Origin of the sequence: Collinsella aerofaciens (assembly GCF_040910185.1) — a bacterium.
Lineage (GTDB): Bacteria > Actinomycetota > Coriobacteriia > Coriobacteriales > Coriobacteriaceae > Collinsella > Collinsella aerofaciens_BF.
Genome location: NZ_JBDGBA010000004.1, coordinates 85713 through 109649 on the forward strand (window position 1 = coordinate 85713; position 23937 = coordinate 109649).

Here is a 23937-nt window from a genome sequence, read left to right on the forward strand (position 1 = left end):
AACGGAGATTCAAATACCCATGATTGCAAAGACCATTCGCACCTGTTTTCCGATCGCTGCGGCTGCCGTTTCCGACAAGGCCGAGGAGATCAACAAGCTCAACGTCTTCCCCGTACCCGATGGCGATACCGGCACCAACATGTCGCTCACGCTCGCCTCGGTGACCAAGGAGCTCTCTGCCCTTCCTGCCGACGCCGACATGGAGGCCATCGCCGGTGCCATCACCCACGGCTCTCTCATGGGCGCTCGCGGTAACTCCGGCGTTATTACCTCGCAGATTCTTCGCGGCGTGGCCGAGGGCCTTGTCTCTGCCGACGAGCCTATTACGTCCGCCAACATTGCCTTCGCCTTCCGTCGTGCCGTCAAGGTCGCCTTCCAGGCTGTCCGCAAGCCCATCGAGGGCACGATCCTCACGGTCCTGCGCGATGTCTCGACCAAGGCCGATGAGTGCGAGAAGAAGAAGTTCTCGGCCGAGGATGCGCTCGATGCTATCGTCGTCGAGGCGTACCAGTCCGTCGCCCGCACGCCCGACTTGCTGCCCGTCCTCAAAGAGAACGGCGTGGTCGACTCAGGCGCCTTCGGCTTTGCCATCTTCCTGGAGAACTTTGTTGCCGCCGCTCTTGGTCGCAGCACCGTTGTCGAGGATTTCTCCGCTACGTTTGACTCCGCCGGCTCTGCCCGCGATGCCGCTCTTGGCCGCGTTGAGATCGAGGCTAACGACGACTGGGAGGGCTCGGAGTTCCGCTACTGCAACGAGTTTCTCTTTAAGGCCGACGCCCCGTTTGACGAGGACGAATGCCTTAAGTTCCTAGGCTCCATGGGCGACTGTGAGCTGCTCGTGGGCGCCTATCCCGACTACAAGATCCATGTGCACTCCAATACCCCCAACCTGGTGCTCGAGCACATGCTGCAGCTCGGTCAGATCTATGAGGTCTTTATCCACAACATGGAGATGGAGGCCCACGACCGTACCGCTAAGATCCACGAGGATCAGGAAAAGGCCGCCGAGCCCGCCAAGGCGCTGGGCTTTGTCGCCGTTGCCGCCGGTTCCGGCGAGGCCGACATCCTCAAGTCCCTTGGCGTCGACGTGGTCGTCTCCGGTGGCCAGACTATGAATCCCTCGACCGCCGACCTGCTGGGCGCGGTGGACCAGGTCAACGCGACCTCGGTCATCATCTTGCCCAACAACGGCAACATCCGCATGGCTGCCGAGGCTGCCGCTTCTGCCTGCACCGACAAGAAGGTCGCCGTCGTTCCCACCAAGACCGTCCCGCAGGCCTTCTCCGCGCTGTTCGCGGTCCTGCCCGATTCCGAGCTCGAGGACGCCGTCGCCGCCATGGTCGACGCCATCAGCGAGGTTCGCGATGGCGAGGTCACCCGCGCCGTGCGCGACTCCAGCGCATCTGATGGCTCGCCGATTCACTCCGGTGACGTCATGGGTATCATCGCCGGCTCCATCGACGTGGTCGGCTCCGACGTGAAACAGGTCACGCTCGACTGCATCAACCGCATGCAGGAGGAAGAGGAGGGCGACGCGCTGACGATTCTGGCCGGCGAGGAGCTGTCCGATGAGGCCTTCCAGGAGATCGTCGACGCCATCGAGGAAGCTCAGCCCGACTTGGAGATTGACGCCCATCGTGGCGAGCAGCCGCTCTATCCCGTGATCTTCTCGATCGAGTAGGCATCTGCCCATGTCCGAGCTCTGCTCCGTGCCGCGCGTCTCGGAGCGCTTTGCCCAGAGCAATGCGCTCGACGAGGATATCGCGCGACTCAAATATGTTTCGGGTAAACGTGAGGAGGCCCTTCGCCGTCTGGGAATTAGGACGGTGGGGGACCTCCTTCTCCATATCCCTCATCGATACCTCGACTTTACCCGTTCGTGGTCCATCGAGATGGCGCCCATCGGTACCGTGTGCACCATCATCGCCACGGTCGACCGCATCGTCCAAAAGCAGCCGCGTCCGCGCATGCAGGTGACCGAGGTATCGCTGGTGGACGAGACGGGCGTGTTGCAGGTCGCCTTTTTCCGCCAGCCCTGGATTGCCCAGCAGCTTAAACAGGGCGACCGCCTGGCCGTGATGGGCAAGGTCGAGTTTGCCTACGGTTTTAAGCAGATGGCCTCGCCGCACTTTGAAAAGCTCGATGACGGGCGTGCTGCGGGCACCATCCTGCCGGTCCATTACGTGAGCGATGGCGTGAGCCAGGCGTGGATGCGCCGCATCGTAAGCGGCGCGCTCGAGGTCGTCGGCAATCCGTTCGATCCGATTCCCGCGCCGCTGCGCGCAAAGCGGAAGCTCATGAGCAATGCCCGCGCGTTGCGTTCGATCCACTTTCCCTCGAGCATGGCTGAGCGCGACATCGCACGCCGGCGTCTTGCCTACGAGGAGTGCCTCTACCTGCAGCTGGCGCTGCGTCTGCGCAACGACGGCGGCCTGGTCGATGTGGTGCCCTATGCCCACACTGCGGGCGAGCATCTGGGCGCGCTTAAACAGGCCCTTCCGTTTTCGCTGAGCGACGAGCAGGAGGCCGCATTCCAAGACATCCTGCATGACATGTGCGATGGCGGGCGCGTGATGAACCGTCTGCTGCTGGGCGATGTCGGTACCGGTAAGACCGCCGTTGCCGCCTGCGCGTTGGCTGTGGCTGCCGATAGCGGCACACAGGCCTGCGTTATGGCGCCCACGGGCGTGCTGGCGCGCCAATATGCCGATAAGACCGGCCCTCTGCTCTCGCAGGCCGGCATGTCCTGGGCGCTTCTGACGGGCGCCACGCCGGCCGCAGAGCGCGAGCGCATCCATGCCCAGCTGGAATCGGGCGAGCTTGACGTGCTCTTTGGCACCCATGCGGTGCTTTCGGATAACGTTGCGTTCAAGCATCTGTCGCTTGTTGTCATCGACGAGCAGCACCGCTTTGGCGTTGGCCAGCGCAACGCCCTACGCGCGAAGGGCCCCGGTGCCGATCTGCTCGTTATGACGGCAACGCCCATCCCGCGTACGCTGGCGCTTTCGGTCTACGGCGATCTGGATACGAGCATCATCCGCCATCGGCCCGTCCCAGGCGCTGGCGTGTCGACACGCGTGTTCACCGAGTCGAGCCGCGACCTCGCCTATGGCGCCATCCGCGAGGCGCATGAAAAGGGTCAGCAGGCCTACGTGATTTGCCCACTCGTGGAGCCGAGTGACTCGGCCGATGAGCTGGAAGACGTGCCCGGTATTGCCCGCGACGATGAGGGCCGCGTAACCGTACCCGTGCCGCTGCACGATACGGCGACCGAGCTCGATCGCCTGCGTCTGGCGTTGCCGGGGCTTACCGTCGAGCGCCTTCACGGCCGCATGCCGGCGGGGGAGAAGGACCAGGTTATCGATGCCTTCAAGCGTGGCGAGATTGACGTGCTCGTCTCGACTACGGTGGTCGAGGTGGGCGTCGATGTGCCTAACGCCACCGTCATGGTCATCGAGAACGGCGAACGCTTTGGTTTGGCTGCCCTGCACCAGCTGCGCGGCCGCGTGGGCCGTGGCGGCGTGTCGGGCACGTGCCTGGTCATGACGCACTCCAAGGGCAACGGCGGCGCATCGGCGGCGCAAGATCGTCTGCAATCGCTCGAAAAAACCTCGGATGGCTTTACGCTCGCCCAGATGGACCTGCGCCTGCGCCATGAGGGCGAAATCCTGGGTTATCGCCAGCATGGTGGTGTGACCCTGCGCTTTGTCGACCTGGATGCCGACGAGGAACTGATCGAGTGGGCCCATTTGGACGCGGTCGAGCTCTTGCGGTATGCTTGCACCCTTGACTCCGTGGCGACGCGCCCCCTGCGCGATGCGGTCGCCATGCGATATCGACACATTTTTAAGGAGGTCAGCGGAGGATGAGAATCATCGGCGGCGAATGGCGCGGTCGTAAGATCGAGGAGCCCCGTGGTCGCGATGTCACCCGCCCCACGACTGATCGCGTACGCGAGGCGTGCGCATCTATGGTCATGTCGGCATTCGACTTCGATCTGGACGAGGTCCGTGTGCTGGACGCCTTTGGCGGCTCCGGTGCCTTAGGGTTAGAGATGCTCTCTCGTGGGGCTCGCTCGCTCACGACGTTCGAGATCGATCGCAACGCCGCGCGGCTCATTACCAAGAATATCGAGTCGCTCTGCCGTGACCGTGCGCGTTGGCGCGTGGTCACGGGCGACATGCTGGCGAGTGCCTCGCGCGGTCGTGTACCGGGAGGTCCCTTTGATTTGGTCCTGCTCGACCCGCCCTATGCTTTTGGTGCCGAGCCGGTCGAGGAGCTGCTGCAGGACCTGGCCCAGCAGGGTTTGCTTGCACCTGGCGCTTTTGCCCTGTTTGAGCATGCCGCCGCCGATGCGGGCGCGCATCCGGCAGACTTTGAGACTGTACGTGAGAAGCGCTACGGCATTACCTCGGTCGACCTGCTCCGTTGGGTCGGCGATGACGATGGTGAGGGCGATAGCGCCGGCACCGATGCTGACAACAATGATGCCACGACGTTTCAGGAGGACGCCCATGAATGACACCATCAACCGCGTGATCGTCCCGGGCACTTTTGATCCCATCACGTTTGGCCATATCGATGTGATCCGCCGCGCCCGCCGCATCTTTCCTAGCGTGATCGTCGCTGTTGCCGAGTCGCAGGGTAAAAACGGCGTGGGCACTACGTTTATGCTCGATGAGCGCGTGGCGCTGGCCCGCGAGGCGCTCGGTGATATCGACGGCGTCGAGGTCCTGCCCTTTACCGGCCTCTTGGTCGACTTCGCTCGCGAGCAGGGGGCGGGGGCCGTGGTCAAGGGCCTGCGCGCCATGACCGACTTTGAATATGAGCTGCAGCAGGCCGACCTTAACTATCGCCTGGATAGCGAGCTGGAGTCCATCTTTGTCATGAGTGCGCCGCAGTACGGCTATATCTCGAGCTCGGTTGTTCGCCAGATCGCCTCGCTCGGCAGCGATGTATCGACGTTTGTCCCGTCCAACGTGGTCGAAGCGCTCAAACATCGCTTTTCGTGACGTTTCTTATTGCCTGGTGGCATGTGGTAAACTAGCACGATGATATGTTACCTATGAAAGGAGACCGGATGCCGGGCGAGAATTTTCCTGGCGATAGGATCGTCAGCTTGGTCGATGAGCTCGAAGGGCTGATCGAGGAAGCCAAGCCGCCTTTCGGCAAGAACGCTCAGTTCAAGGTCATCGACGCCGACGTGTTCTTCAACATCCTCGACGAGATCCGCATGAGCTATCCCGAGGAGTGGCAGAAGTCCCGCCGTATCCTTAAGGAGCGCGAGGAGCTTATGGCTTCCGCCGCCGCCCAGGCCGATTCCATCATCGCTGACGCTCAGCAGCAGGCCCTCACCATTGCCGGTGAGCAGGAGATCGTCCGCCTTGCGCAGCAGCAGGCCGACGACATCCGCGATCGTGCCCAGCAGTACGAGCGCGAGACGCGTTATGCTGCCGAGGACTACGCAGAGCAGGTCTTTACGCACCTGGAGGAGAACCTCAAGAGCCTGACCGGCACCGTTACCCGTTGCCGTCAGCAGCTCAACGAGGGTGCCGCCCAACAGAATGGTCAGTGGTAATGGCTGAGTTCCCGAGCGTTGCCGTCGATCTTTCCGAGCAGCTCGAGTTTCCTGGAGATTCGTATCCGCTGACCGGTAAGGTCGATGTCGCCACCTACACGGTGGGCGAGAAGGAGTACCAGCTTCAGGACGGCATCGACTACGACGTTGTCTTTACCAATGCCGGTACCGGTGTCTTGCTCACGGGCATGGTCCGCGCGCACGCCACCGGTGAGTGCGACCGTTGCCTGGAGCCCGCCTCGTTTGATATCGCCGGAGAGATCGAGGAGTTCTACCTCTTTGAGGAGCCCGAGGATCCCGAGGCCTACGAGGACGGCTACGAGCTCCTGGGTGAGGACCGCATCGTCGATCTGGGTGAGCCCATCAATGACGCGGTCGTTATGGACACGCCGTTTGTGGTGCTCTGCAAGCCCGATTGCCGTGGTCTGTGCCCCACCTGCGGTTGCAATCTCAACGTCGAGCAATGCGATTGCGCCGCCCAGGCAGAGGCAGAATGGGCCGCTGCCACGGAAAATCCATTTGCAGCATTGAAGAATCTCAAGCTCGATGAGTAAAACTGTGGTAGTATCGCTACTTGCGCGTAATCGCCACACTGGATAGTTCATAAGGAAGGTCACTATGCCCGTACCTAAACAAAAGCAGGGTCGTATCCGCACTCACACCCGTCGTTCCGCCAACATGAAGATCTCGGCTGCGGCTCAGTCCACGTGCCCCCGTTGCGGCGCTGTCAAGCTTCCGCACCACGTGTGCCCCAGCTGCGGTTTCTACAAGGACCGCGAGGTTATCGTTACCGAGTAACGGTATACTCTAGATGCGATGCCGTTCCAAATGGAACCACAATGGCCGGCTCAATGAGTCGGCCATTTTTGTATAAGGAGCATGTATATGAGTAACGTTCGCGTTTGTGTAGACGTTGTGGGCGGAGACGAGAAACCTCAGGTTGTTCTCGATGGTATCGAGGCTGCGCTTGCCGCCGATCCCGATATCGAGGTCTTGGCAGCTGGCCCCGCCGAAATCGTCAATCCCTTTGCCGCCTCCCATGCGCGCGTCGAGGCCCTGGAGGCACCCGACGTTATCGCCATGGATGACGATCCCATTCGCGCCGTGATGACCAAACGCAAGTCTTCGATCGTGCTGTCGTGCCGCGCCATCAAGAAGGGAAATGCGGACGCGTTCTTCTCTGCCGGTTCGACCGGTGCCATGACCGCCGCTGCCACCGCCTACGTGACGCCGTTTAGGTATCAGGCCGAAGGCAAAAAGCAGCCGGTGCGCCCCTGTCTGACCAATGCGCTGCCCAATCGCGCCGGCGGTCTGACGGTGCTGTGCGATATGGGCGCCAACCCCGATGTCGAGGTCGATGACATGGTGCGTTTTGCCCAGATGGGTAGCGCCTATGCCCGCGTCGTCCTGGGAATCGAGCATCCCCGCGTGGGCCTGCTTGCCAACGGCACCGAGGACGAGAAGGGCTCCAACTTTACCAAGGCCTGCTTCCCGGCCATGAAAGCCGCCGTTCCCGGCTTTGTTGGTAACTGCGAGGGAACGGACATCACCTCAGGTAACTTCGATGTCGTCGTTGCCGATGGCATGTCGGGCAATATTGCGCTCAAGGCCACCGAGGGCGCTGCCAAGTTTTTGCTGCAGGAGCTCAAGGGTGTCTTTATGTCTTCGCTCGGCACCAAGATTGCCGCGCTGCTCATCAAAAAGCAAATGCGCGAGATTAAGGCCAAGCTCTCTGGCGACGCCAAGGGCGGCGCGATTCTTCTTGGCCTGCGCGGCGTGGTCCTGATCGGCCATGGCGCCACCTCGGTCGAGGCTGTTAAAAACGGTACGCTCGCGGCGGCCGAAGCCGTGCGCGCCGGGCTGGTCGAGAATATCGCCAACTCTATGGACGGTATCGTTTTATAACAGCGGCGTTATGCGTCTTGGGGCGCACGTCGTGGGGTAGAATCAGAACCGTGTCTTGGTACCGCCCGGGCGGTACCATTCTTTTGGTATTCATGCACTATGAGAGGAAGCGCTATGGACCGCTCCGAAATCTTCGACAAGATCGCCGAGGTCGCTGCTGACGTTCTGGGCGTCGATGTTGCCGAAATTAGCGATGAGACCACCTTTGACGACCTCGATGCCAACTCGCTCGAGCGTTTGCAGCTGGTTACGGCCATCGAGGACGAGTTCAACCTCGAGATCGATGACGAGACTCTGCTCTCGCTTAACTCTGTCGCCGACGCCGTCGACGCGATCGAAAACGCCAGGGAGGCTTAGGTCTTGGCTTTGTCTGAACGACTTACGCGCGCCCAGGAAATTCTGGGCCACGAGTTCAATAATAAGGTGCTGCTGCGTGCGGCCCTTACGCATCCCTCGGCAGTCGAGGGCCAGCCGGTTTCTGCTAGCTATGAGCGCCTTGAGTTCTTGGGCGATTCCATTTTGGGCGCTGTGGTCGCAAGCTCCCTGTTTGAGTCCTATCCGGAGTTTGACGAGGGCAAGCTCACACGCCTGAAGGTGTCGCTTGTCTCGGGCGCTACGCTGTCCGAGGTTTCTCACGAGCTGGGCATTGACGACATCATCATCTTTGGTGCCTCCGAGACCGGTACCGGTGCGCGCGGCCTGCATTCGGCCCTCGAGAACGTCTACGAGTCGCTCGTGGGCGCACTGTACCTGGATGCCGGCTGGGATGCCGCAGCGGAGTTTATCCATCGTACGCTTAAGCCGCATTTGGCTTCCGAGCGTGCCGAGTATCCTGCAAACCCCAAGTCGTTTTTGCAGGAGTGCGTGCAAGCCGACGGTCACGAGCCCCCGGCGTATAAGCTCGTTGGCTCCGAGGGCCCGGCACATGCGCCCACCTTTACCGCCGTGGTGCTCATCGATGGCATTCGCCAGGGTCGCGGCACCGGTTCCTCTAAGAAGGAAGCCGAGGGAGCCGCCGCACTCGAAGCGCTCGACCGCATGGGTTACACCACCAACGGCGTGATTCTGAACAAGAAGCACGTGTAAGCGAGGAACCGTGTATCTCAAGTCCCTCACGCTCAAAGGGTTCAAGTCGTTTGCCGACCGCGCCCATATGACGTTTGAGCCGGGCCTGACCGTCATCGTCGGTCCCAACGGCTCGGGAAAATCGAACATCTCCGACTCAATTCTGTGGGCCCTGGGCGAGCAGAGCGCCAAGCAGCTGCGCGGCCAGGCCATGGAGGACGTCATCTTCTCGGGCTCGTCAGCGCGCAAGCCGGTGGGTGTCGCCGAGGTCACGCTGGTGCTCGATAACTCGGACCATATGCTGCCCGTCGATTTTGACGAAGTCGCCATCACCCGTCGCATGTATCGCTCGGGCGAAAGCGAGTACCTCATCAACTCGAGTCCGTGCCGCCTGATGGACATTCAGGACATCCTGCACGATTCGGGCCTGGGCAAGGATACGCATTCCATCATCAGCCAGGGCAAGCTCGACGCCATTTTGCAGAGCCGCCCCGAGGAGCGCCGCGCCCTCATCGAGGAGGCCGCCGGCATCTCCAAGCACAAGCGCCGCAAGGAGCGTGCGCTCAAAAAGATTAAGTCGATGGACGAGCACCTGACGCGTGCCCGCGACATCAATAAGGAAATCGCCCGTCAGCTGCGACCGCTGGAGCGTCAGGTCGATCGTGCGCGCAAGTACAAAGAGTTGTCCTCGCGCGCGAACGAGCTTACGCAGATGCTGGCCGTCGATGAGCTGCGTTCGCTGCAGTCGCAGTGGAACGACCTGGAGAGCCGCTCCAAGGAGGGCGCGGCCGAGCTTGAGCTTGCGCAGTACCGCTTGGGCGAAAAGGAGCGCGAGCTCGAGAAGCTCCAGGTCATGCTCGAGGAAAAGGGCCTGTTTGTGGGCGACCTGGGCGAGCAACGCCGCCATATGCAAGATGTGGTCGGCCGCATTAACTCCGACATGCGCCTGCTCGAAGAAAAGGGCCACAACATGGTGTCGCGCCTGTCCGACATGCGCGGCCAGATCTCGAGCTCCGAGCATCAGCGTCGTCGCGTGGTCGAGGAGCTTGAGGACGCGCGTGCGCAGCTTGAGGAAGTGACCGGTGCGCATATGCAGGCCCAGGAGGACGTTGACGCCGCTGGTCCTGCCGCCGCCGAGCTCCACGAGCGGCGCGTGGCGCTCGACAATCAGATTTCGAAGCTTACGCGCGAACAACGCGATGTGCAGCGCGTAGCCGATAACGCCGCGCTCGAGCTCGCCAAGGTGAAGGATTCCTTGAGCAATGCCGAGGTCGAGGACAACATGTATGCCTCGCGCCTGGAGCAGATCGATGAACAGCTCGAGGAGGTCACGGCCTCGCTCGAGAGCCGTCGCGACCGCGCCGAGGAGCTTGAGGGCGCTCTTGAGGAAGCGCGCCAGGCCCAGGCCGATGCGCGTGAGGCCACCGAGGTCGCCCGTGTAGCCCTGAAGGACTTGCGTAATCGTGAGAGTGAGGCGCGCAACAAGCTGTCCGAGGTGCGCTCGGAGCTTGCCAGCCAAAAGAAACTCGATGCCCGCATGGCCGACAGCTCGCCGCTCGTGAGCCGTCTGGTGGGTGCGCTGGGCGATGATGTTTCGGGCCGCCTGGGTGACGTGCTCGAAGCCCCGCGCGAGCTTGAGGGCCTGGTTGAGCAATTGCTCGCCGGCGATATCGATGCGCTGCTGTTTGATGACGCCGCCACGCTTGAGCGTGCCGGTCGTGCGGCTCTGGACCAAAAGAAGGCCTCGGGCGAGGCACTTCTGGTGGCGCGCGGCGTGAGCGGCTCTACCGCCGCTGAGGGCGCTGCCGGTACCCGCCTGGTTGATCGTCTGTCCGTGCGCGCAGGCTACGGACCCGTCGTCGAGGCGCTGCTCGGCGGCTATTACGTAGTGGACGATCTTTCTGCCGCGCTTTCGGCGCCGGTCGTTGACGGCGTGACTTACGTGACCCCCGATGGCGCCCGCGTCGCCTGCGGCGGCCTGGTGCGTGTGGGCCTCGATGCCGGCGAGGCGTCGGGTGCTCTGGAGCGTAAGCGTCGCATTCGCGAGCTGGAGGGGCTTGAGCCCGATTTGGCCGCTGTGTTTGAGCATGTGTCGGATCAGGTCGTCGAGGCCAATGCGGCCGTTGAGGAAGCGCGTGCCGCTGAGGGCGATGCCGCCGGTGAGATTGCCCGCCTTGAGGGCGAGCGCCGCTCCCTGTTGTCCGAGATCGGCCGTCTGGAGCAAAGCGCCAACAATGCCGAGGTCGAGCGCGTGCGTATCTCCAAGCGCCGTGAGCAGGCTGCCGAGGCCGTTCGCGCCGCGCGCCCGCGCGTGGACGAGCTCACCCGTTCGCGTGACGAGGCCCGTGCGCAGGCAAGCGATCTGGGCTTGCAGATTGCCGAGGCCAACGACGAACTCGACCGCGTTCGCCGTGACGATTCCGAGGCTGCCGGCAAGCTCGCCGACGCCAAGGTTCGCCTAGCCCAGACGAGTGAACGCCTGCGTTCGCTGAAGGGCCGCGTGCCCGACCTGGAGCATCGTTTTGAGGGCATCGACCGTCGTATCCGCGGAACACGCCAGGCCTCGCGCTCGCTCGAGCTGCTGCGCCTGCGCGTCGATCCCATGCACGAACGCTATTCTGCCCTGTTGGAACGCGCGTCGGATTGGGCAGCGCGCCTGCGTGACCAGGCCTCTCTGGAGGAGGCGGACTCCGCTTCGCTCAAGAAGACCATCGAGGATGCCAAGGCAGAGGTTGCCCGCGCTAAGGAGCGAGTCGATACCGCCTCTGCCACGCAAAACGAGTTCAAGGTCGCACGCGGCAAGCTCGAGGTGCAGGTGGAGGCGGCCATCAAGGCCATCACCGCCGATGGCACCACGGTACTCGAGGAAGCGCTCATGCTTCCCGCGCCCACCGACCGCGACGCCGCCGAGCGCGAGCTCAACCAGCTTGTGCGCCAGATCAACAACCTTGGTCCCGTTAACCAAGTTGCCATGGAGGAGTACGAGCAGCTCAAGCGCCGCGCCGACTACATCGAGGAGCAGCTGGCCGATCTGGAGAGCGCGCGCAAGGCGCTCACCAAGATCACGGTGGCCATTGATCGCAAGATGCGGAAGGCCTTCCTGGTGACGTTTGAGAAGGTCGACGCGAACTTCCGCGAGATCTTCGCCATGCTGTTCCCGGGTGGACAGGCGCATCTGGAGATGACCGACCCCGAGCACCCGGCTGATACGGGTATCGAGGTCGTGGCGCAGCCGCGCGGCAAGCGCATCACCAAGATGATGCTCATGTCGGGTGGCGAGAAGAGCCTGACGGCGCTCGCCCTGCTCTTTGCCGTGTACCGCACGCGTACGGTGCCGTTCTATGTGCTGGACGAGGTCGAGGCGGCGCTCGACGACGCCAACTTGTCCAAGCTCATCGGCGCCCTTGATGTACTGCGTTCCGATACGCAGCTCTTGGTCATCTCGCATCAGCGCCGTACTATGGAGGACGCTGACGTCCTCTATGGCGTCTCGATGCAAGCCGACGGCGTCAGTCGCGTCGTCTCGCAAAAACTCGATCGCGAAACCGGAAAGGTCGTGAATGCATAATGGGATTCTTTGACGCACTCTCGCGCGGACTTGAGCGCAGCCGCGAGGCCCTCAACGAGGTCTTTTACTTTGGCGGCGAGGTCGACGAGGATTTTTGGGAGGACTTGGAGGACACCCTCGTTATGGGTGACATGGGTGCCGAGGTCGCCATTCAGGTCTCCGATGACCTACGCGATGCCGCGGCCAAGAAGAACCTCAAGACCGCTCCGCAGCTTCGCCGTGCCCTGGCCGAGCAGCTCGAGCAGCACTTTGTGCCCATCGAGCGCGATCCGTTTTCCGATACGCCGAGCTGCGTGCTGTTTGTGGGCATCAACGGTGCCGGCAAGACCACGACGGTCGGTAAGATCGCGAGCGCCATGGCCGCCCGCGGCAAGAACGTGGTGATCGGTTCGGCCGACACCTTCCGCGCCGCCGCCATCGAGCAGCTCGATGTGTGGGGGCAGCGTGCCGGCGTACCGGTTATCAAGCGCGACCGCGGCTCCGACCCGGCAAGCGTTTGCTACGACGTGCTCGACGAGGCCGACAAGCGCGGCAGCGACCTGGTGCTTATCGATACCGCCGGCCGTCTGCACACGAGCCCTGAGCTCATGCGCGAGCTTGCCAAGGTGGTCAATGTGACCCGTAAGCGCGCCGCCAATATGGCCGCCGGTCCCATGCCGGTTTCGGTCGTGCTTGTGATCGACGCCGCGACGGGCCAAAACGGTCTGAACCAGGCGCTCGAGTTTAACGAGGCGCTGGGCCTGGACGGTATTATCATGACTAAGCTCGACGGCACGGCTAAGGGCGGTATCGCCATGGCCGTGGCCGAGAAACTCAAGCTCCCGATCCTGCGCGTGGGCGTGGGCGAGCAGGTCGATGATCTGCAGGAGTTCAATGCCAAAGATTTCTGCCGCGCCCTGGTGGGCGAGTCCAATTAAGGAGTGACTAATGTTTGATTCCCTGAGCGATCGCCTCAACGACACATTTGACCGCCTGCGCGGCAAGGGCAAGCTGACCGAGGCCGATATTACTTCGGCCATGCGCGATATTCGCATGGCGCTGCTCGAGGCCGACGTCAACTTTAAGGTCGTCAAGGAGTTCGTCGCCAAGACCAAGGAGCGCTGCATGACCGCCGAGGTCATGGAGTCGCTGTCGCCGGCGCAAAACGTCGTCAAGATCGTGCTCGACGAGCTCACCGAGATGCTCGGCTCCACCGAGAGCAAGCTCGTCTTTAGCAACCGCATTCCCAATGTCATTATGCTCGTGGGCTTGCAGGGCTCCGGTAAGACCACGGCGGCCGTAAAACTGGCCTACCTGCTCAAGAAGCAGGGCCGCTCGCCGCTGCTCGCCGCGTGCGATGTCTACCGTCCCGCCGCTGCCGACCAGCTGGCCACGCTCGGTGGCGAGATCGGCGTGCCGGTCTTCCGCGGTGACGGCGCGCACCCGGTCGATATTGCCAAGGGCGCCATCCAAGAGGCCGTCGACCACCTGCGTGACGTGGTCATCGTCGATACCGCCGGTCGTCTTCAGATCGACGAGCAGATGATGCAGGAGGCCGTCGACATCAAGAAGGCCGTCAAGCCCGATCAGGTGCTGATGGTCGTCGATGCCATGACCGGCCAGGATATCGTCAACGTCGTCTCGACCTTTGCCGAGCGCACCGACTTTGACGGAGTGATCATCTCCAAGCTCGACGGCGATGCCCGTGGCGGCGGCGCGCTTTCCGTGCGCCAGGTGACCGGCAAGCCCATCAAGTTCGTGAGCATGGGCGAGAAGCCCGATTCGCTGGAGCCGTTCTATCCCGATCGTATGGCCAAGCGCATTCTGGGTATGGGCGACGTTGTCGGCATTATTGAGAAGGCCCAGGAGGCGGCCGACGCCGAGCAGCTCGAGGCTGCCGAGCGCATGCTGCGCGAGGGCTTCACCATGAATGACATGCTCGACCAGATGAAGGCCGTCAAGAAGATGGGCGGCATGAAGGGCATCCTGGGCATGCTCCCCGGCGGCCAGCGTGCGCTCAACCAGATGGGCGGCAACCTGGACGAGGGCATCTTCGACAAGAACGAGGCCATCATCATGTCGATGACCAAGGAGGAGCGCCTTCGCCCCTCCATCATCAACGGTCAGCGCCGTGCCCGCATTGCCAAGGGCGCCGGCGTGACCCCCACCGAGGTCAATAGCCTTATGAAGCAGTGGGGCGAGATGAACAAGATGATGGGCCGCATGCGCACGATGGCCAATCAGGCGCAGGCCGGCGGCAAGAAGGGCAAGAAGGGTAAGAAGGGCAAAAAGATGCGCATGCCCAATATTCCCGGTCTGGATGCCATGGGGCTGGGCGGCATGGGCGGCCTGGGAACGGGCGGCCCCAAGTCCGATATGGACCTGCTGCGCCAGATGGAAGCGCAGATGCGCAACAAGAAGTAACGACTAGTTGAGTCGTGTATGGCGAAGGCCGCCTGGATGGTATTCCAGGCGGCCTTCGCCGTTTGTTCGCTGGTTGTCGCACGCGTGGAAGCGCGTTCTCGACGAGGTGCTTGCCGCTAGTGGCAGCCGCAGCCTTCGTGCCCGTCATGGTCGTGGTGACCGTGGCAGCCGCAGGACTCGCCATGCTCGTGGATGTGCTCGTGATCATGTCCATGGCAGTCGCAGGTGGCCTCGCCGTTCTGTGCGAGCGTGCCGGCAATGAGGGCCTCGACGCAGGCATCGCAGCTGCCCTGGGCGCCCGCATAGACCGTGATGCTGGCTTGGGCAAGCGCGTTGATAGCGCCGCCGCCGATACCGCCGCAAATGAGCGTGTCAACGCCACCGTTGGCAAGCAGGCCCGCCAAGGCGCCGTGGCCGGTGCCGCCGGTGCCTACGACCTGCTCGTTGAGCACCTTGCCATCCTGGATGTCGTAGATCTTGAACTGCTCGCTGCGGCCAAAGTGCATAAAGATGTTGCCGTTGTCGTACGTCGTTGCCACCCTCATGGTGCCGACCTCCTTTGCTGGCCATGCGGCCGTCGTCGAGGCGATGGGGGAGTACGCGATATTGCCGCCCTCGATGACGAGCGCTCGTCCGTTGACCAGCGCATCGGCCACCTTGCGATGCGCGCGGCTGCAAATGGCCGCCACCGTTGCACGGGCGATGCCCATCTGCTGGGCGACCGCCTCTTGGTTGAGACCTTCCAGGTCGCACAGGCGCAGCACCTCAAGCTCGTCGACGGTCATGTCGATGGCATCACCGCTGGCCAGGCCATCGGGGGTGAAGCCGCGGTATTCGGGGATGACCCCGACGCGGCGCAGTTTTTCGCGTCTTCCTGCCATGCACACTCCTTATCTGACATATGTCAACAATAGGATAACGCGTTAGTCGTTGGGCGCAAGGCATTTCTGGCATATGTCAGAAAAAGGCTAAGATGCCTCGTTGCCGCTTGCGGAGCCGCGCTGCCGTGCATTGCGTGTGCCGGACTAAGTGTCCAATTCGACACTCGCGCGCCTGGGCTACAATAAATCTCGCTTATAGGCGACTGACAGGAGGGTCAATGAGCAAAGCTGATCAGCAGTTTGTAACCATGTGCCGCGATATCTTGGATCATGGCACCACCACCGAGGGCCAAAAGGTCCGTCCGGTGTGGGAGGACGGCACCCCTGCCTATACCATTAAAAACTTTGGTGTCACGGCGCGCTATGATCTGCGCGAGGAGTTCCCCGCGCTCACCCTGCGTCGTACGGCGCTTAAGTCTGCCATGGACGAGATTCTGTGGATCTATCAAAAGAAGTCCAATAACGTGCATGATCTCAACAGCCATATCTGGGATGAGTGGGCCGATGAGACCGGTTCCATCGGTAAAGCCTACGGCTATCAGATTGGTCAGAAGAGCCATTACGCCGAGGGCGACTTCGACCAGATGGACCGTGTGCTGTACGACCTTAAGCACACGCCGTATAGTCGCCGCATTATGACCAATACGTACGTGTTTAGCGATCTGTCCGAGATGCACCTTTATCCGTGCGCCTATAGCGTGACCTATAACGTGACGCAGCGTCCTCAGGACGACAAGCCGACGCTCAACATGATTCTCAACCAGCGCAGCCAGGACATTTTGGCCGCGAACAACTGGAACGTGTGCCAGTACGCCATTTTGCTGATGATGGTCGCGCAGTCGGTCGATATGATTCCCGGTGAGCTGCTGCACGTGATCGCCGACGCCCATATCTATGATCGTCATGTCGATATCGTCCGCGAGCTTATCGAGCGTCCGCAGTTTGCGGCACCCAAGGTAACGCTCAACCCCGATGTGCATGACTTCTATGCGTTTACGACCGATGACCTGATCGTCGAGGGCTATGAGCACGGCCCGCAGGTCAAGAACATTCCCATTGCGGTGTAGGTGGTGCTCATGACGTGTAAGCTATCTGCTATCGTCGCCGTGTGTGACGATTGGGGCATTGGGTGCGAGGGCGACATGGTGGTGTCCAATCGCGCCGATATGCGCCATTTTGTGGCCTGCACCAAGGGCTGCCCGGTTATCATGGGACGCAAGACGCTGCTGAGTTTTCCCGGCGGGCGTCCTCTCAAGAACCGCCGCAATATCGTGCTTACGCGCGATATGGGCTTTACCCACGAGGGCGTCGACGTGGTGCATAGCGTTGACGAAGCGCTCTCTGCGGTTGCCGATGAGCTCGTTGCCTGGGTGATCGGTGGCGGCGATGTCTATCGGCAGTTTTTGCCGTACTGCGTGGAGGCCGAGGTCACTCATAACCACTGCGTCCATCCCGTGGACACGTACTTTCCCGACTTGGACGCCGATCCCGCGTGGGAGATTGCGCAGTGTAGCGGGGTCGCGACGATTGCCGCCGGTGAGGGTGACGAGGGCGTCGATTATGAGTTCGTGACGTATCGTCGCATCGAGGCGTAAATCGTCTGGCGTGAACGGTATCATCGGGTTGATTGAATGCATGGGGCGGCGCTTAGCGTCGCCTCGTTTGGTATAGATGTGCTGCAAAGAAGGGTGCGGGCTGGCTGCTATGACTGATGCCGTTGAGGTGCTGCGAATCGATTCGCTCGAGGACGGGCGACTCGATGCCTATGTGCGACTGACCGAGCGTGAGCTTCGCTGCGTGCTGGAGCCGCAGAAGGGCATTTTTATCGCCGAGAGTGCCAAGGTTATCGAGCGTGCGGTTCGCGCCGGATACGAGCCGGTGAGCTTTCTTTTGGGCGAACGCTGGCTCGACCAGATGATGCCGCTGTTTGAGCGCCTGGTTGTGCGCGAGGGAGCGGGTCCGGTTCCCGTGTTCGTGGCCTCGATTGAGCTCATGGAGCAACTGACGGGCTTTAACGTGACGCGCGGTGCGCTCGCGGCATTCCGTCGTCCACGCCAGATTCCGGTCGATGAGTTTCTCGACGGCGTCGTCGAGGCGGCGGGGGAGCGCCCGGTGCGCGTGTGCGTGCTTGAGGGTATTGTCGACCACACCAACGTCGGCGCGATTTTCCGCTCGGCGGCTGCTCTGAACGTCGATGGCATTTTGGTGAGCCCCACTTGCTGTGACCCGCTGTACCGTCGCTCGGCCCGTGTGAGCATGGGCACGGTGTTCCAGGTGCCCTGGACGCGCATTGGCAGCGAGGCGCGCGTATGGCCGCATGATGGGCTGGCGGCGCTGCACGATGCCGGCTTTTCGTGTGCCGCCATGGCGTTGACGGATGATTCGGTGTCGTTGGACGATCCCGCGCTGCAGGAGATTGACCGCCTGGCAATCTTTATGGGCACCGAGGGTGCCGGCTTGGGCGCCAAGACCATTGCCGGCTGTGACCGCGCCGTGCGCATTCCGATGGCGCACGGGGTCGATTCGCTCAACGTTGCCGCGGCAAGTGCCGTCGCCTTTTGGCAGCTGTGCCCGCATGTGAGCAACGAGTATCACTACCAGCCGGGGCTGTATCACTAGCGGGGTGCTCTCGAGCTTTGCCACCAGGGTTGTTTTCCGCTGCCTTCGGTCGGTGTTAAGCTGATAGTGGCTTTGCCGTTCAATTGATGTTTTGTTGTTTGACGAACGCTTGTGGGGAGGGCGTGTGGCTAAGAAATCTACGGCTATCGATGTAACGCAGGGTGTCATTTGGCAGCAGCTGCTGTCGCTGTGCGTCCCCATCTTCTTTAGTTCGTTCTTTCAGCAGGCATACACGCTTATCGGTACCTATATCGTCGGTCAGTTTGGCGGTAAGCTCGCGCTGGGTGGCATTCAGGCCACGATGGTGCTTACGGAGCTCTGCATTGGTTTTTGTGTCGGCGTGGGTGCTGGCTGTGCCGTTATTACCGGTCAGTATTTTGGTCAGCACGATGACGAGCGCCTGAGTCGATCGGTCCATACGGCCATGACCCTTGCGCTGGTGGGCGGTATCGTTTTCTCGATTCTTGGCATAGTGTTCGTTGAGCCCATGCTGGTACTTATGAACACGCCGCATGAACTATTGGCCGAGGGTGTGGCCTATGCTCGCTGTTATTTTGCCGCGATGGTTGCGGCACTGCTGCTGAATATGGGAACCGCACTGCTGCGTGCCGTGGGCGACACGCGCGGGCCCGCCGTGATCATTGCCTCTGGCTGCCTTGTTAACGTGGTGCTGGATATCATCTTTGTCGCTGTGTTGCATATGGAGGCGCTGGGCTGCGGCATCGCAGTGGCGCTGACCATTTGCTCCAATGCAACGATGATCGTGTTGCGCATGATGCGCGCTCTGGGTGCATGGCGTCTTTCGCTGTCTAAGCTCGGTATCGATCGCGGTATTTGCAAGAGTATGATCTCGTGTGGTCTGCCACTCGGTTTTCAATCGGCTGCCTATTCGATCTCGAACGTGCTGATCCAGGTGTCGGTTAATTCGTTTGGCGCCGATGTCACGACTGCTTGGGGTCTATCTGGGCGCCTGGATGGCATTATCTGGATGGTGACCGAGGCGCTCGGCGTATCGATCACTACGTTCTCGGCGCAGAACTTTGGCGCGCGCAACTACGAGCGCATGCGCAAGGGCTACCATACGTCGCTCGTGCTGTCGTTTATGCTCATTGGTGGCCTGTCTGCCGTGCTGCTGGTGTTCTCGGGCCCGCTGTCGTGTTTGTTTGTCGACGATGCTTCGATTTCGGCGTACACCACGACCATCCTCCATTTCATTGCGCCGTTCTATGCGATTTTCTCGATTATCGAGAACGCCTCGGGTTTCATCCGCGGCGCCGGCGTGAGTCTGCAGCCTATGATGCTCACCATCTTTGGCACCGTTGTCTTGAGGGTGATCTGGGTGTTTGCGATCATGCCCTTCGATCCGTCGCTCGAGCATCTACTGCTGGTCTACCCCGTAACCTGGCTCATCACCGCAACCATGTTCACCATCTACCACCACAGCGGCAACTGGCTAGGTCGCGCCACCGCCTAGCTCATCCGTCAGATACCCCTGATAAGTTGCGGTGAAATAGTTCCTGAAAAGCCCTTGCGGACCGTCAAACAAGTACTATTCCACCGCAACTTCCTTATGAGCTGTAGGTGTTGGCGGAAAACGAATCAATTAGTATTCGATGCCTTGGCGGGCTAGGAGGCCTTCGTCGAAGTAGTGTTTGATGGGACGCATTTCGGTGACTAAGTCCGCGAGGTCGGCCAACGGCAGCAGCCCGCGGCCGGTGAGCACGAGTTCCGTGGTGGCGGGCTTTATCGCAATCAGTTCCTCGACATCCTCTCGCGCCCCAAAGCAGCCTTCGTCTTGCCCTTGCCGTCGCCCGTATAGATCTGAACCTTGCCGACTTCCAGTGATGCCATCTCTGTCCTTTCGTGCCCGGCGTCGGTTTATCGCCGTCCGGGTTGGGTATTCTAGAAAGCATTATCAACCCCAGTAGATGGAGTTCAAGCAGATGGAGATGGATGACAACAAACGTAGACGGAATATGATTCTCTACGTGCTCATCGCCTTCGTCGTCTACCTCGTGCTCTCGACCGTTCTGTTCCCCAACATCGGTCACACGCAGCAGATTACGAAGACCGATTACTCGACGTTTGTCAAAGCGCTCGATAAGAAGAGCGTCGACAAGGTCGAGTACAACACGGACGATTACTCGATTTATTACACCAAGAAGGGCGAGGACGAGAACATCGCCTACAAGACGACCGGTGTGCCGAATGACGCGGGCTTTACCGATCGCGTGCTTGAGTCTGGCGCTTCGCTGGAGTCGGTCGTTCCCGATAAAAACTCGGGTTTGATGACCTACTACCTGCTCACCCTTATCCTTCCCATGGCGATTTTCTTCCTGATCGGCTGGTGGCTCAACCGCCGCATGAAGAAGGCTATGGGCGATGACGGCCCGTCGATGAACTTTGGCGGCGGCGGTTTTGGCGGCGGCGGACTGGGTAAGTCCGGCGCGCGCGTGATCGCCTCCAAGGACGTGGGCGTGACCTTTAAGGACGTCGCCGGTCAGGAAGAGGCCAAGGAGTCTCTCAAGGAGGTCGTCGACTTTCTGGAGAAGCCGCAGCGCTACGAGGAGATCGGCGCCAAGCTGCCGCGTGGTGCTCTCCTTGTTGGCCCTCCGGGTACCGGTAAGACCCTGCTTGCCAAGGCTGTTGCCGGCGAGGCCGGTGTTCCGTTCTTTAGCATTTCGGGCTCTGAGTTCGTTGAGATGTTTGTCGGTCGCGGCGCTGCTAAGGTTCGTGACCTGTTTAAGCAGGCCAAGGAAAAGGCACCGTGTATCGTCTTTATCGATGAGATCGATACCATCGGTAAGAAGCGCGATGGCGGCGGCTTTAGCGGCAACGACGAGCGCGAGCAGACGCTCAATCAGTTGCTGACCGAGATGGATGGCTTCGATAACCACAAGGGTATCGTTGTCCTTGCCGCAACCAACCGCCCCGACAGTCTCGATCCCGCTCTACTGCGCCCCGGTCGTTTTGACCGCCGCATCCCCGTCGAGCTGCCCGATCTGACCGGCCGCAAGAACATCCTCGAGCTGCATGCTAAGAGCGTGAAGACCGAGCCGCCGATCGACCTGACCGCGATTGCCCGCGCCACGCCCGGTGCCTCGGGCGCCGACCTGGCCAATATCATCAACGAGGGCGCCCTGCGCGCCGTTCGCGAGGGTCGCAAGCGTGCAACCCAGGACGACTTCGAGGAGTCGGTGGAGGTCGTCATTGCCGGCCAACAGCGTAAGTCCACGGTGCTGTCCGACCACGAGAAGCAGGTCGTTTCTTATCACGAGATCGGCCATGCCATCGTTGCCGCTCGCCAGAAGGGCTCTGCGCCGGTCACGAAGATCACCATCGTGCCGCGCACGAGCGGTGCTCTTGGTTATACCATGCAGGTCGAGGAGGACGAGCGCTTCCTGACGACGCGCCAGGAGGTCTTGGACAAGCTCGCTGTCTATTGCGGTGGCCGCGCAGCCGAGGAGCTCATCTTTGGAGAGATGACGACCGGCGCCGCCAACGACATCGAGCAGGCCACCAAGCTCGCCCGTAATATGGTGACGCGCTTTGGTATGTCCGACGAGTTTGGCATGATGGCGCTCGGTACCGTGCAGAACGCGTATCTCAATCAGGACACGTCGCTCACCTGCGCCCCCGGTACGGCCGAGCGCGTGGACGCGATTGTCGCCAAGCTGATCGAGGATGCGCACGACCGCGCTTTGCAGATTCTGAAGGAGAACAAGTTTAAGCTCCACGAGCTGGCTCGTTATCTGTATAAGAAGGAGACCATCACGGGCGAGGAGTTCATGAACCTCCTCACGCGCGAGAATCCGCTGATGCCCAAGCAGCAGTAAAGCCGCGGCCGAGCCAGTAAACGCCGACGCCCCATTTGAGCAGCTTTCTCAAATGGGGCGTTTTGCTTGAGAGGGATGGAAATGAAGATCGTGGTGAGCGCCTGCTTGATGGGCGAGAGCTGCAAGTATAATGGGCTCGACAACTATCATCGCGAGTTGGTCGAGGCCTGCGAGCGTACAGGGACCGAGGTCCTCTTGGTGTGCCCTGAGGTCTTTGGGGGCCTGCCCACGCCGCGCAAGCCGTCCGAGATTGTGAACGGCGAGGTCTGTACCTGCGAGGGCGTGTCCGTTGACCTGGAATTTCGCCTAGGCGCCCAACGTGCGCTCGACATGTGCGAGCAGGCGGGTGGGCCGGAAGAGATCGCCGCGTGCATCCTGCAGGACCGTAGTCCCTCGTGCGGCGCGAGCCTCATCTACGACGGAACATTCAGTGGCACCCTCACGGCGGGCAACGGCGTCTTCGTTGATTTACTGCTCCGCCACGGTTATCGCGTGATCCCGGCTAGCGAGTTCGACCCCAGCATGCTGGAGCAATAAAAAACCACCACAAAGGTGCTGCTCCCTTGTGGTGGTTTTGGCCTGGGTCTAGAGCGTGTGGCCGTAGGCGTTGGCGGCCTTGATGGCGGCGGCGAATTTTTCGTCGGTGAAGGGCTCCGGGTTGCCTTGCTTCCACTCGTTGGTGGCGTGCGCGTGCTCGCACAGGGCAGGGATATCGGTCTCGGAAAGCCCGACCTGCTCAAGCGTTACGGGCAGCCCCATCTGCTTGTTGAAGTCAGCATAGCGCTTAAGGTTCTCGGTGTCGCCCGTGTAGGCGAACAACACCAGCACGCCCAGGCTTACGACTTCGCCGTGCAGGTAGGTGCCCTCACGCGGAATGCTGCAGGTGGCGTTGTAGAACGCGTGCGCCACGCTCGAGTTGTAGTAGTAATCGTTCTGGTTGGTCAGGTTCGAGACATAGCCCGTGTTGACCACGATGTCGAGCGCAATCTGCTTGACGGCCTCGCTCGACAGATTCTGACGAACGTCCTCAAGACCCTGAACACCGTAGGTAAACAGCGGCTCGGAACAGGTGTGGGCAAGAGCCAGGCCAAGGCCGGCGGTGTGCTCCAGGTCGCCGGCGCTCGTGGCGTACTCGACTTCGGGCTGCTTGGACAGGGCGTCGCCCACGCCGGCCCAGAAGTACTCCGCCGGAGCCTCGGCGATGATCTTGGGATTGATGAAGATGTGCGCCGGTCGGTTGGGGTACGAATAGCCCTCGAGCGATCCATCGTCGTTGTAGACGACGGCAATGGCGGTCGCGGCGGAACAGTTAGAGCAAATCGTCGGCACCGTAAAGACAATCTTCTTGAGCTCGATTGCCGCTGTCTTGACGGTGTCGAGTGCCTTGCCGCCGCCACAGGCGATAAGCACGTCTGCCTGCTGGCAAGCGGGGGAGTTCACGACCTTGGCGATATTGGCGCGCGTACTGTTGGTGCCGTAGACGCGCGTCTCCAGAATCTCGACGTCGGTACCTTCAAGCGCCGCCTCGATGCCCGGCAGCGCCGCAGCTAGGGCTCGCTTGCCACCAATGATGGCGACTTTCTTCGCGCCGTACTCCGCCAGTGCGGCGGGCAGCTCGGTAAAGCAATCCTCGCCGACGGTGTAGTCGCTCATTCCGATTGTGCGCATGGCAGCCTTCTTTCGTTAGTTAAAGTGCTTTCAGGTATTTTGCTCCTAGAGAAGGCTAACGACCACGAGAAATTTCTTACGTATGAAACCAGTGTTGAGGGTTTTTCGCCGGCGCGGAACGTGCTAGCATACTCCGCATAAGCGTTGATGGGGACGAGTAGTCGGCCGTCCGCATGCCACAGAGAGCGGGGAGCGCTGAGAACCCGTGCATGCGACCGATGAAAATCACCCCGGAGCTGCGGTCCCAACGGATGTGCCGCACAGGCACATCTTAGTAGATATCGCCGAGATGGTCGTCGATACAGGCCAGCCGAGTAACGGATGCGAGCGCGCGATTACGCGGGCGAGGGCATCTAAGCTGGGTGGTTAAGCGAAGAGCTTTTGCGGGCGTACAGCTCGTTTTGTGGCGCTTCG

Annotated in this window: 23 protein-coding genes; 19 read left to right on the plus strand and 4 right to left on the minus strand. The window is 61.3% G+C overall.

Annotation, left to right across the window (positions count from 1 at the left end):
* The first annotated feature begins 19 nt into the window (after nt 1-19).
* The 13 genes from AB5Z54_RS02850 to ffh all read left to right on the plus strand — a co-directional run bounded on the left by AB5Z54_RS02850 (nt 20) and on the right by ffh (nt 14519).
* Entirely contained in the window at nt 20-1681 is a 1662-nt protein-coding gene (locus tag AB5Z54_RS02850) for a DAK2 domain-containing protein (RefSeq protein WP_055309525.1), read from the plus strand.
* 10 nt (nt 1682-1691) lie between these two features.
* Nucleotides 1692-3869: an ATP-dependent DNA helicase RecG gene (gene recG, locus AB5Z54_RS02855; protein ID WP_368160125.1), complete on the plus strand. Its 2178-nt coding sequence runs from the start codon at nt 1692-1694 to the stop codon at nt 3867-3869.
* On the plus strand, nt 3866-4522 hold the full coding sequence (gene rsmD, locus AB5Z54_RS02860) for a 16S rRNA (guanine(966)-N(2))-methyltransferase RsmD (protein ID WP_368160128.1): 657 nt from the start codon (nt 3866-3868) through the stop codon (nt 4520-4522). Before recG ends, rsmD begins: the two co-directional genes overlap by 4 nt.
* Complete coding sequence (gene coaD, locus AB5Z54_RS02865) at nt 4515-5012, plus strand: pantetheine-phosphate adenylyltransferase (RefSeq protein ID WP_055286393.1); 498 nt, start codon at nt 4515-4517, stop codon at nt 5010-5012. The genes rsmD and coaD overlap by 8 nt, the downstream gene beginning before the upstream one ends.
* Nucleotides 5013-5080: 68 nt before the next feature.
* On the plus strand, nt 5081-5578 hold the full coding sequence (locus AB5Z54_RS02870; protein ID WP_040358176.1) for an ATP synthase subunit B family protein: 498 nt from the start codon (nt 5081-5083) through the stop codon (nt 5576-5578).
* The gene (locus tag AB5Z54_RS02875; protein ID WP_195645051.1) at nt 5578-6132 is read left to right on the plus strand and encodes a YceD family protein; all 555 of its coding nucleotides are present in this window, start codon (nt 5578-5580) and stop codon (nt 6130-6132) included. The genes AB5Z54_RS02870 and AB5Z54_RS02875 overlap by 1 nt, the downstream gene beginning before the upstream one ends.
* 64 nt (nt 6133-6196) lie before the next feature.
* On the plus strand, nt 6197-6376 hold the full coding sequence (gene rpmF / locus AB5Z54_RS02880) for a 50S ribosomal protein L32 (RefSeq protein WP_022094017.1): 180 nt from the start codon (nt 6197-6199) through the stop codon (nt 6374-6376).
* Between the two features lie 87 nt (nt 6377-6463).
* Nucleotides 6464-7483: a phosphate acyltransferase PlsX gene (gene plsX, locus AB5Z54_RS02885; protein ID WP_368160132.1), complete on the plus strand. Its 1020-nt coding sequence runs from the start codon at nt 6464-6466 to the stop codon at nt 7481-7483.
* A 114-nt stretch (nt 7484-7597) separates the two neighbouring features.
* Complete coding sequence (locus AB5Z54_RS02890; RefSeq protein WP_055309519.1) at nt 7598-7840, plus strand: acyl carrier protein; 243 nt, start codon at nt 7598-7600, stop codon at nt 7838-7840.
* A 3-nt stretch (nt 7841-7843) separates the two neighbouring features.
* A complete protein-coding gene (gene rnc, locus AB5Z54_RS02895) occupies nt 7844-8569 on the plus strand; it encodes a ribonuclease III (protein WP_368160135.1) in 726 nt (241 codons plus the stop codon).
* A gap of 10 nt (nt 8570-8579) precedes the next feature.
* Nucleotides 8580-12116 carry a chromosome segregation protein SMC gene (smc, locus tag AB5Z54_RS02900; protein ID WP_368160136.1) on the plus strand — a complete coding sequence of 1179 codons (3537 nt, stop codon included), beginning with the start codon at nt 8580-8582 and terminating at the stop codon, nt 12114-12116.
* Entirely contained in the window at nt 12116-13033 is a 918-nt protein-coding gene (gene ftsY / locus AB5Z54_RS02905) for a signal recognition particle-docking protein FtsY (protein WP_271747162.1), read from the plus strand. The genes smc and ftsY overlap by 1 nt, the downstream gene beginning before the upstream one ends.
* Before the next feature lie 10 nt (nt 13034-13043).
* Nucleotides 13044-14519, plus strand: a complete 1476-nt coding sequence (gene ffh, locus AB5Z54_RS02910; protein ID WP_035138144.1) for a signal recognition particle protein — start codon at nt 13044-13046, stop codon at nt 14517-14519.
* A 116-nt stretch (nt 14520-14635) separates the two neighbouring features.
* On the opposite strand, the gene AB5Z54_RS02915 is transcribed toward ffh, so the two are convergent.
* Entirely contained in the window at nt 14636-15400 is a 765-nt protein-coding gene (locus AB5Z54_RS02915) for a DUF134 domain-containing protein (RefSeq protein ID WP_368135099.1), read from the minus strand.
* Nucleotides 15401-15618: 218 nt separating this feature from the next.
* Between AB5Z54_RS02915 and thyA the strand changes: the two genes are divergently transcribed.
* The 4 genes from thyA (at nt 15619) to AB5Z54_RS02935 (ending at nt 19493) form a co-directional block, all read left to right on the plus strand.
* Nucleotides 15619-16467, plus strand: coding sequence for a thymidylate synthase (thyA, locus tag AB5Z54_RS02920; RefSeq protein ID WP_055309513.1), 849 nt, complete (start codon nt 15619-15621; stop codon nt 16465-16467).
* A 9-nt stretch (nt 16468-16476) separates the two neighbouring features.
* Nucleotides 16477-16995 (plus strand): dihydrofolate reductase, encoded by a 519-nt coding sequence (locus AB5Z54_RS02925; protein WP_368135098.1) that lies wholly within the window; start codon nt 16477-16479, stop codon nt 16993-16995.
* A 109-nt stretch (nt 16996-17104) separates the two neighbouring features.
* The gene (locus tag AB5Z54_RS02930; protein WP_368135097.1) at nt 17105-18019 is read left to right on the plus strand and encodes a TrmH family RNA methyltransferase; all 915 of its coding nucleotides are present in this window, start codon (nt 17105-17107) and stop codon (nt 18017-18019) included.
* Between the two features lie 124 nt (nt 18020-18143).
* Nucleotides 18144-19493 carry an MATE family efflux transporter gene (locus tag AB5Z54_RS02935; protein WP_368135096.1) on the plus strand — a complete coding sequence of 450 codons (1350 nt, stop codon included), beginning with the start codon at nt 18144-18146 and terminating at the stop codon, nt 19491-19493.
* A gap of 129 nt (nt 19494-19622) precedes the next feature.
* On the opposite strand, the gene AB5Z54_RS02940 is transcribed toward AB5Z54_RS02935, so the two are convergent.
* Together AB5Z54_RS02940 and AB5Z54_RS02945 are read right to left on the minus strand one after the other, a co-directional pair.
* Entirely contained in the window at nt 19623-19742 is a 120-nt protein-coding gene (locus AB5Z54_RS02940) for a cob(I)yrinic acid a,c-diamide adenosyltransferase (RefSeq protein ID WP_271733428.1), read from the minus strand.
* A gap of 29 nt (nt 19743-19771) precedes the next feature.
* Nucleotides 19772-19870, minus strand: a complete 99-nt coding sequence (locus tag AB5Z54_RS02945; RefSeq protein ID WP_230308470.1) for a cob(I)yrinic acid a,c-diamide adenosyltransferase — start codon at nt 19868-19870, stop codon at nt 19772-19774.
* 92 nt (nt 19871-19962) lie between these two features.
* Between AB5Z54_RS02945 and ftsH the strand changes: the two genes are divergently transcribed.
* Nucleotides 19963-21855: an ATP-dependent zinc metalloprotease FtsH gene (ftsH, locus tag AB5Z54_RS02950; protein WP_171021520.1), complete on the plus strand. Its 1893-nt coding sequence runs from the start codon at nt 19963-19965 to the stop codon at nt 21853-21855.
* An 81-nt stretch (nt 21856-21936) separates the two neighbouring features.
* Nucleotides 21937-22392 carry a 2-thiouracil desulfurase family protein gene (locus AB5Z54_RS02955; RefSeq protein ID WP_195625084.1) on the plus strand — a complete coding sequence of 152 codons (456 nt, stop codon included), beginning with the start codon at nt 21937-21939 and terminating at the stop codon, nt 22390-22392.
* Between the two features lie 48 nt (nt 22393-22440).
* On the opposite strand, the gene AB5Z54_RS02960 is transcribed toward AB5Z54_RS02955, so the two are convergent.
* Nucleotides 22441-23523 (minus strand): iron-containing alcohol dehydrogenase family protein, encoded by a 1083-nt coding sequence (locus AB5Z54_RS02960; RefSeq protein ID WP_138112403.1) that lies wholly within the window; start codon nt 23521-23523, stop codon nt 22441-22443.
* Nucleotides 23524-23937 lie beyond the last annotated feature (414 nt).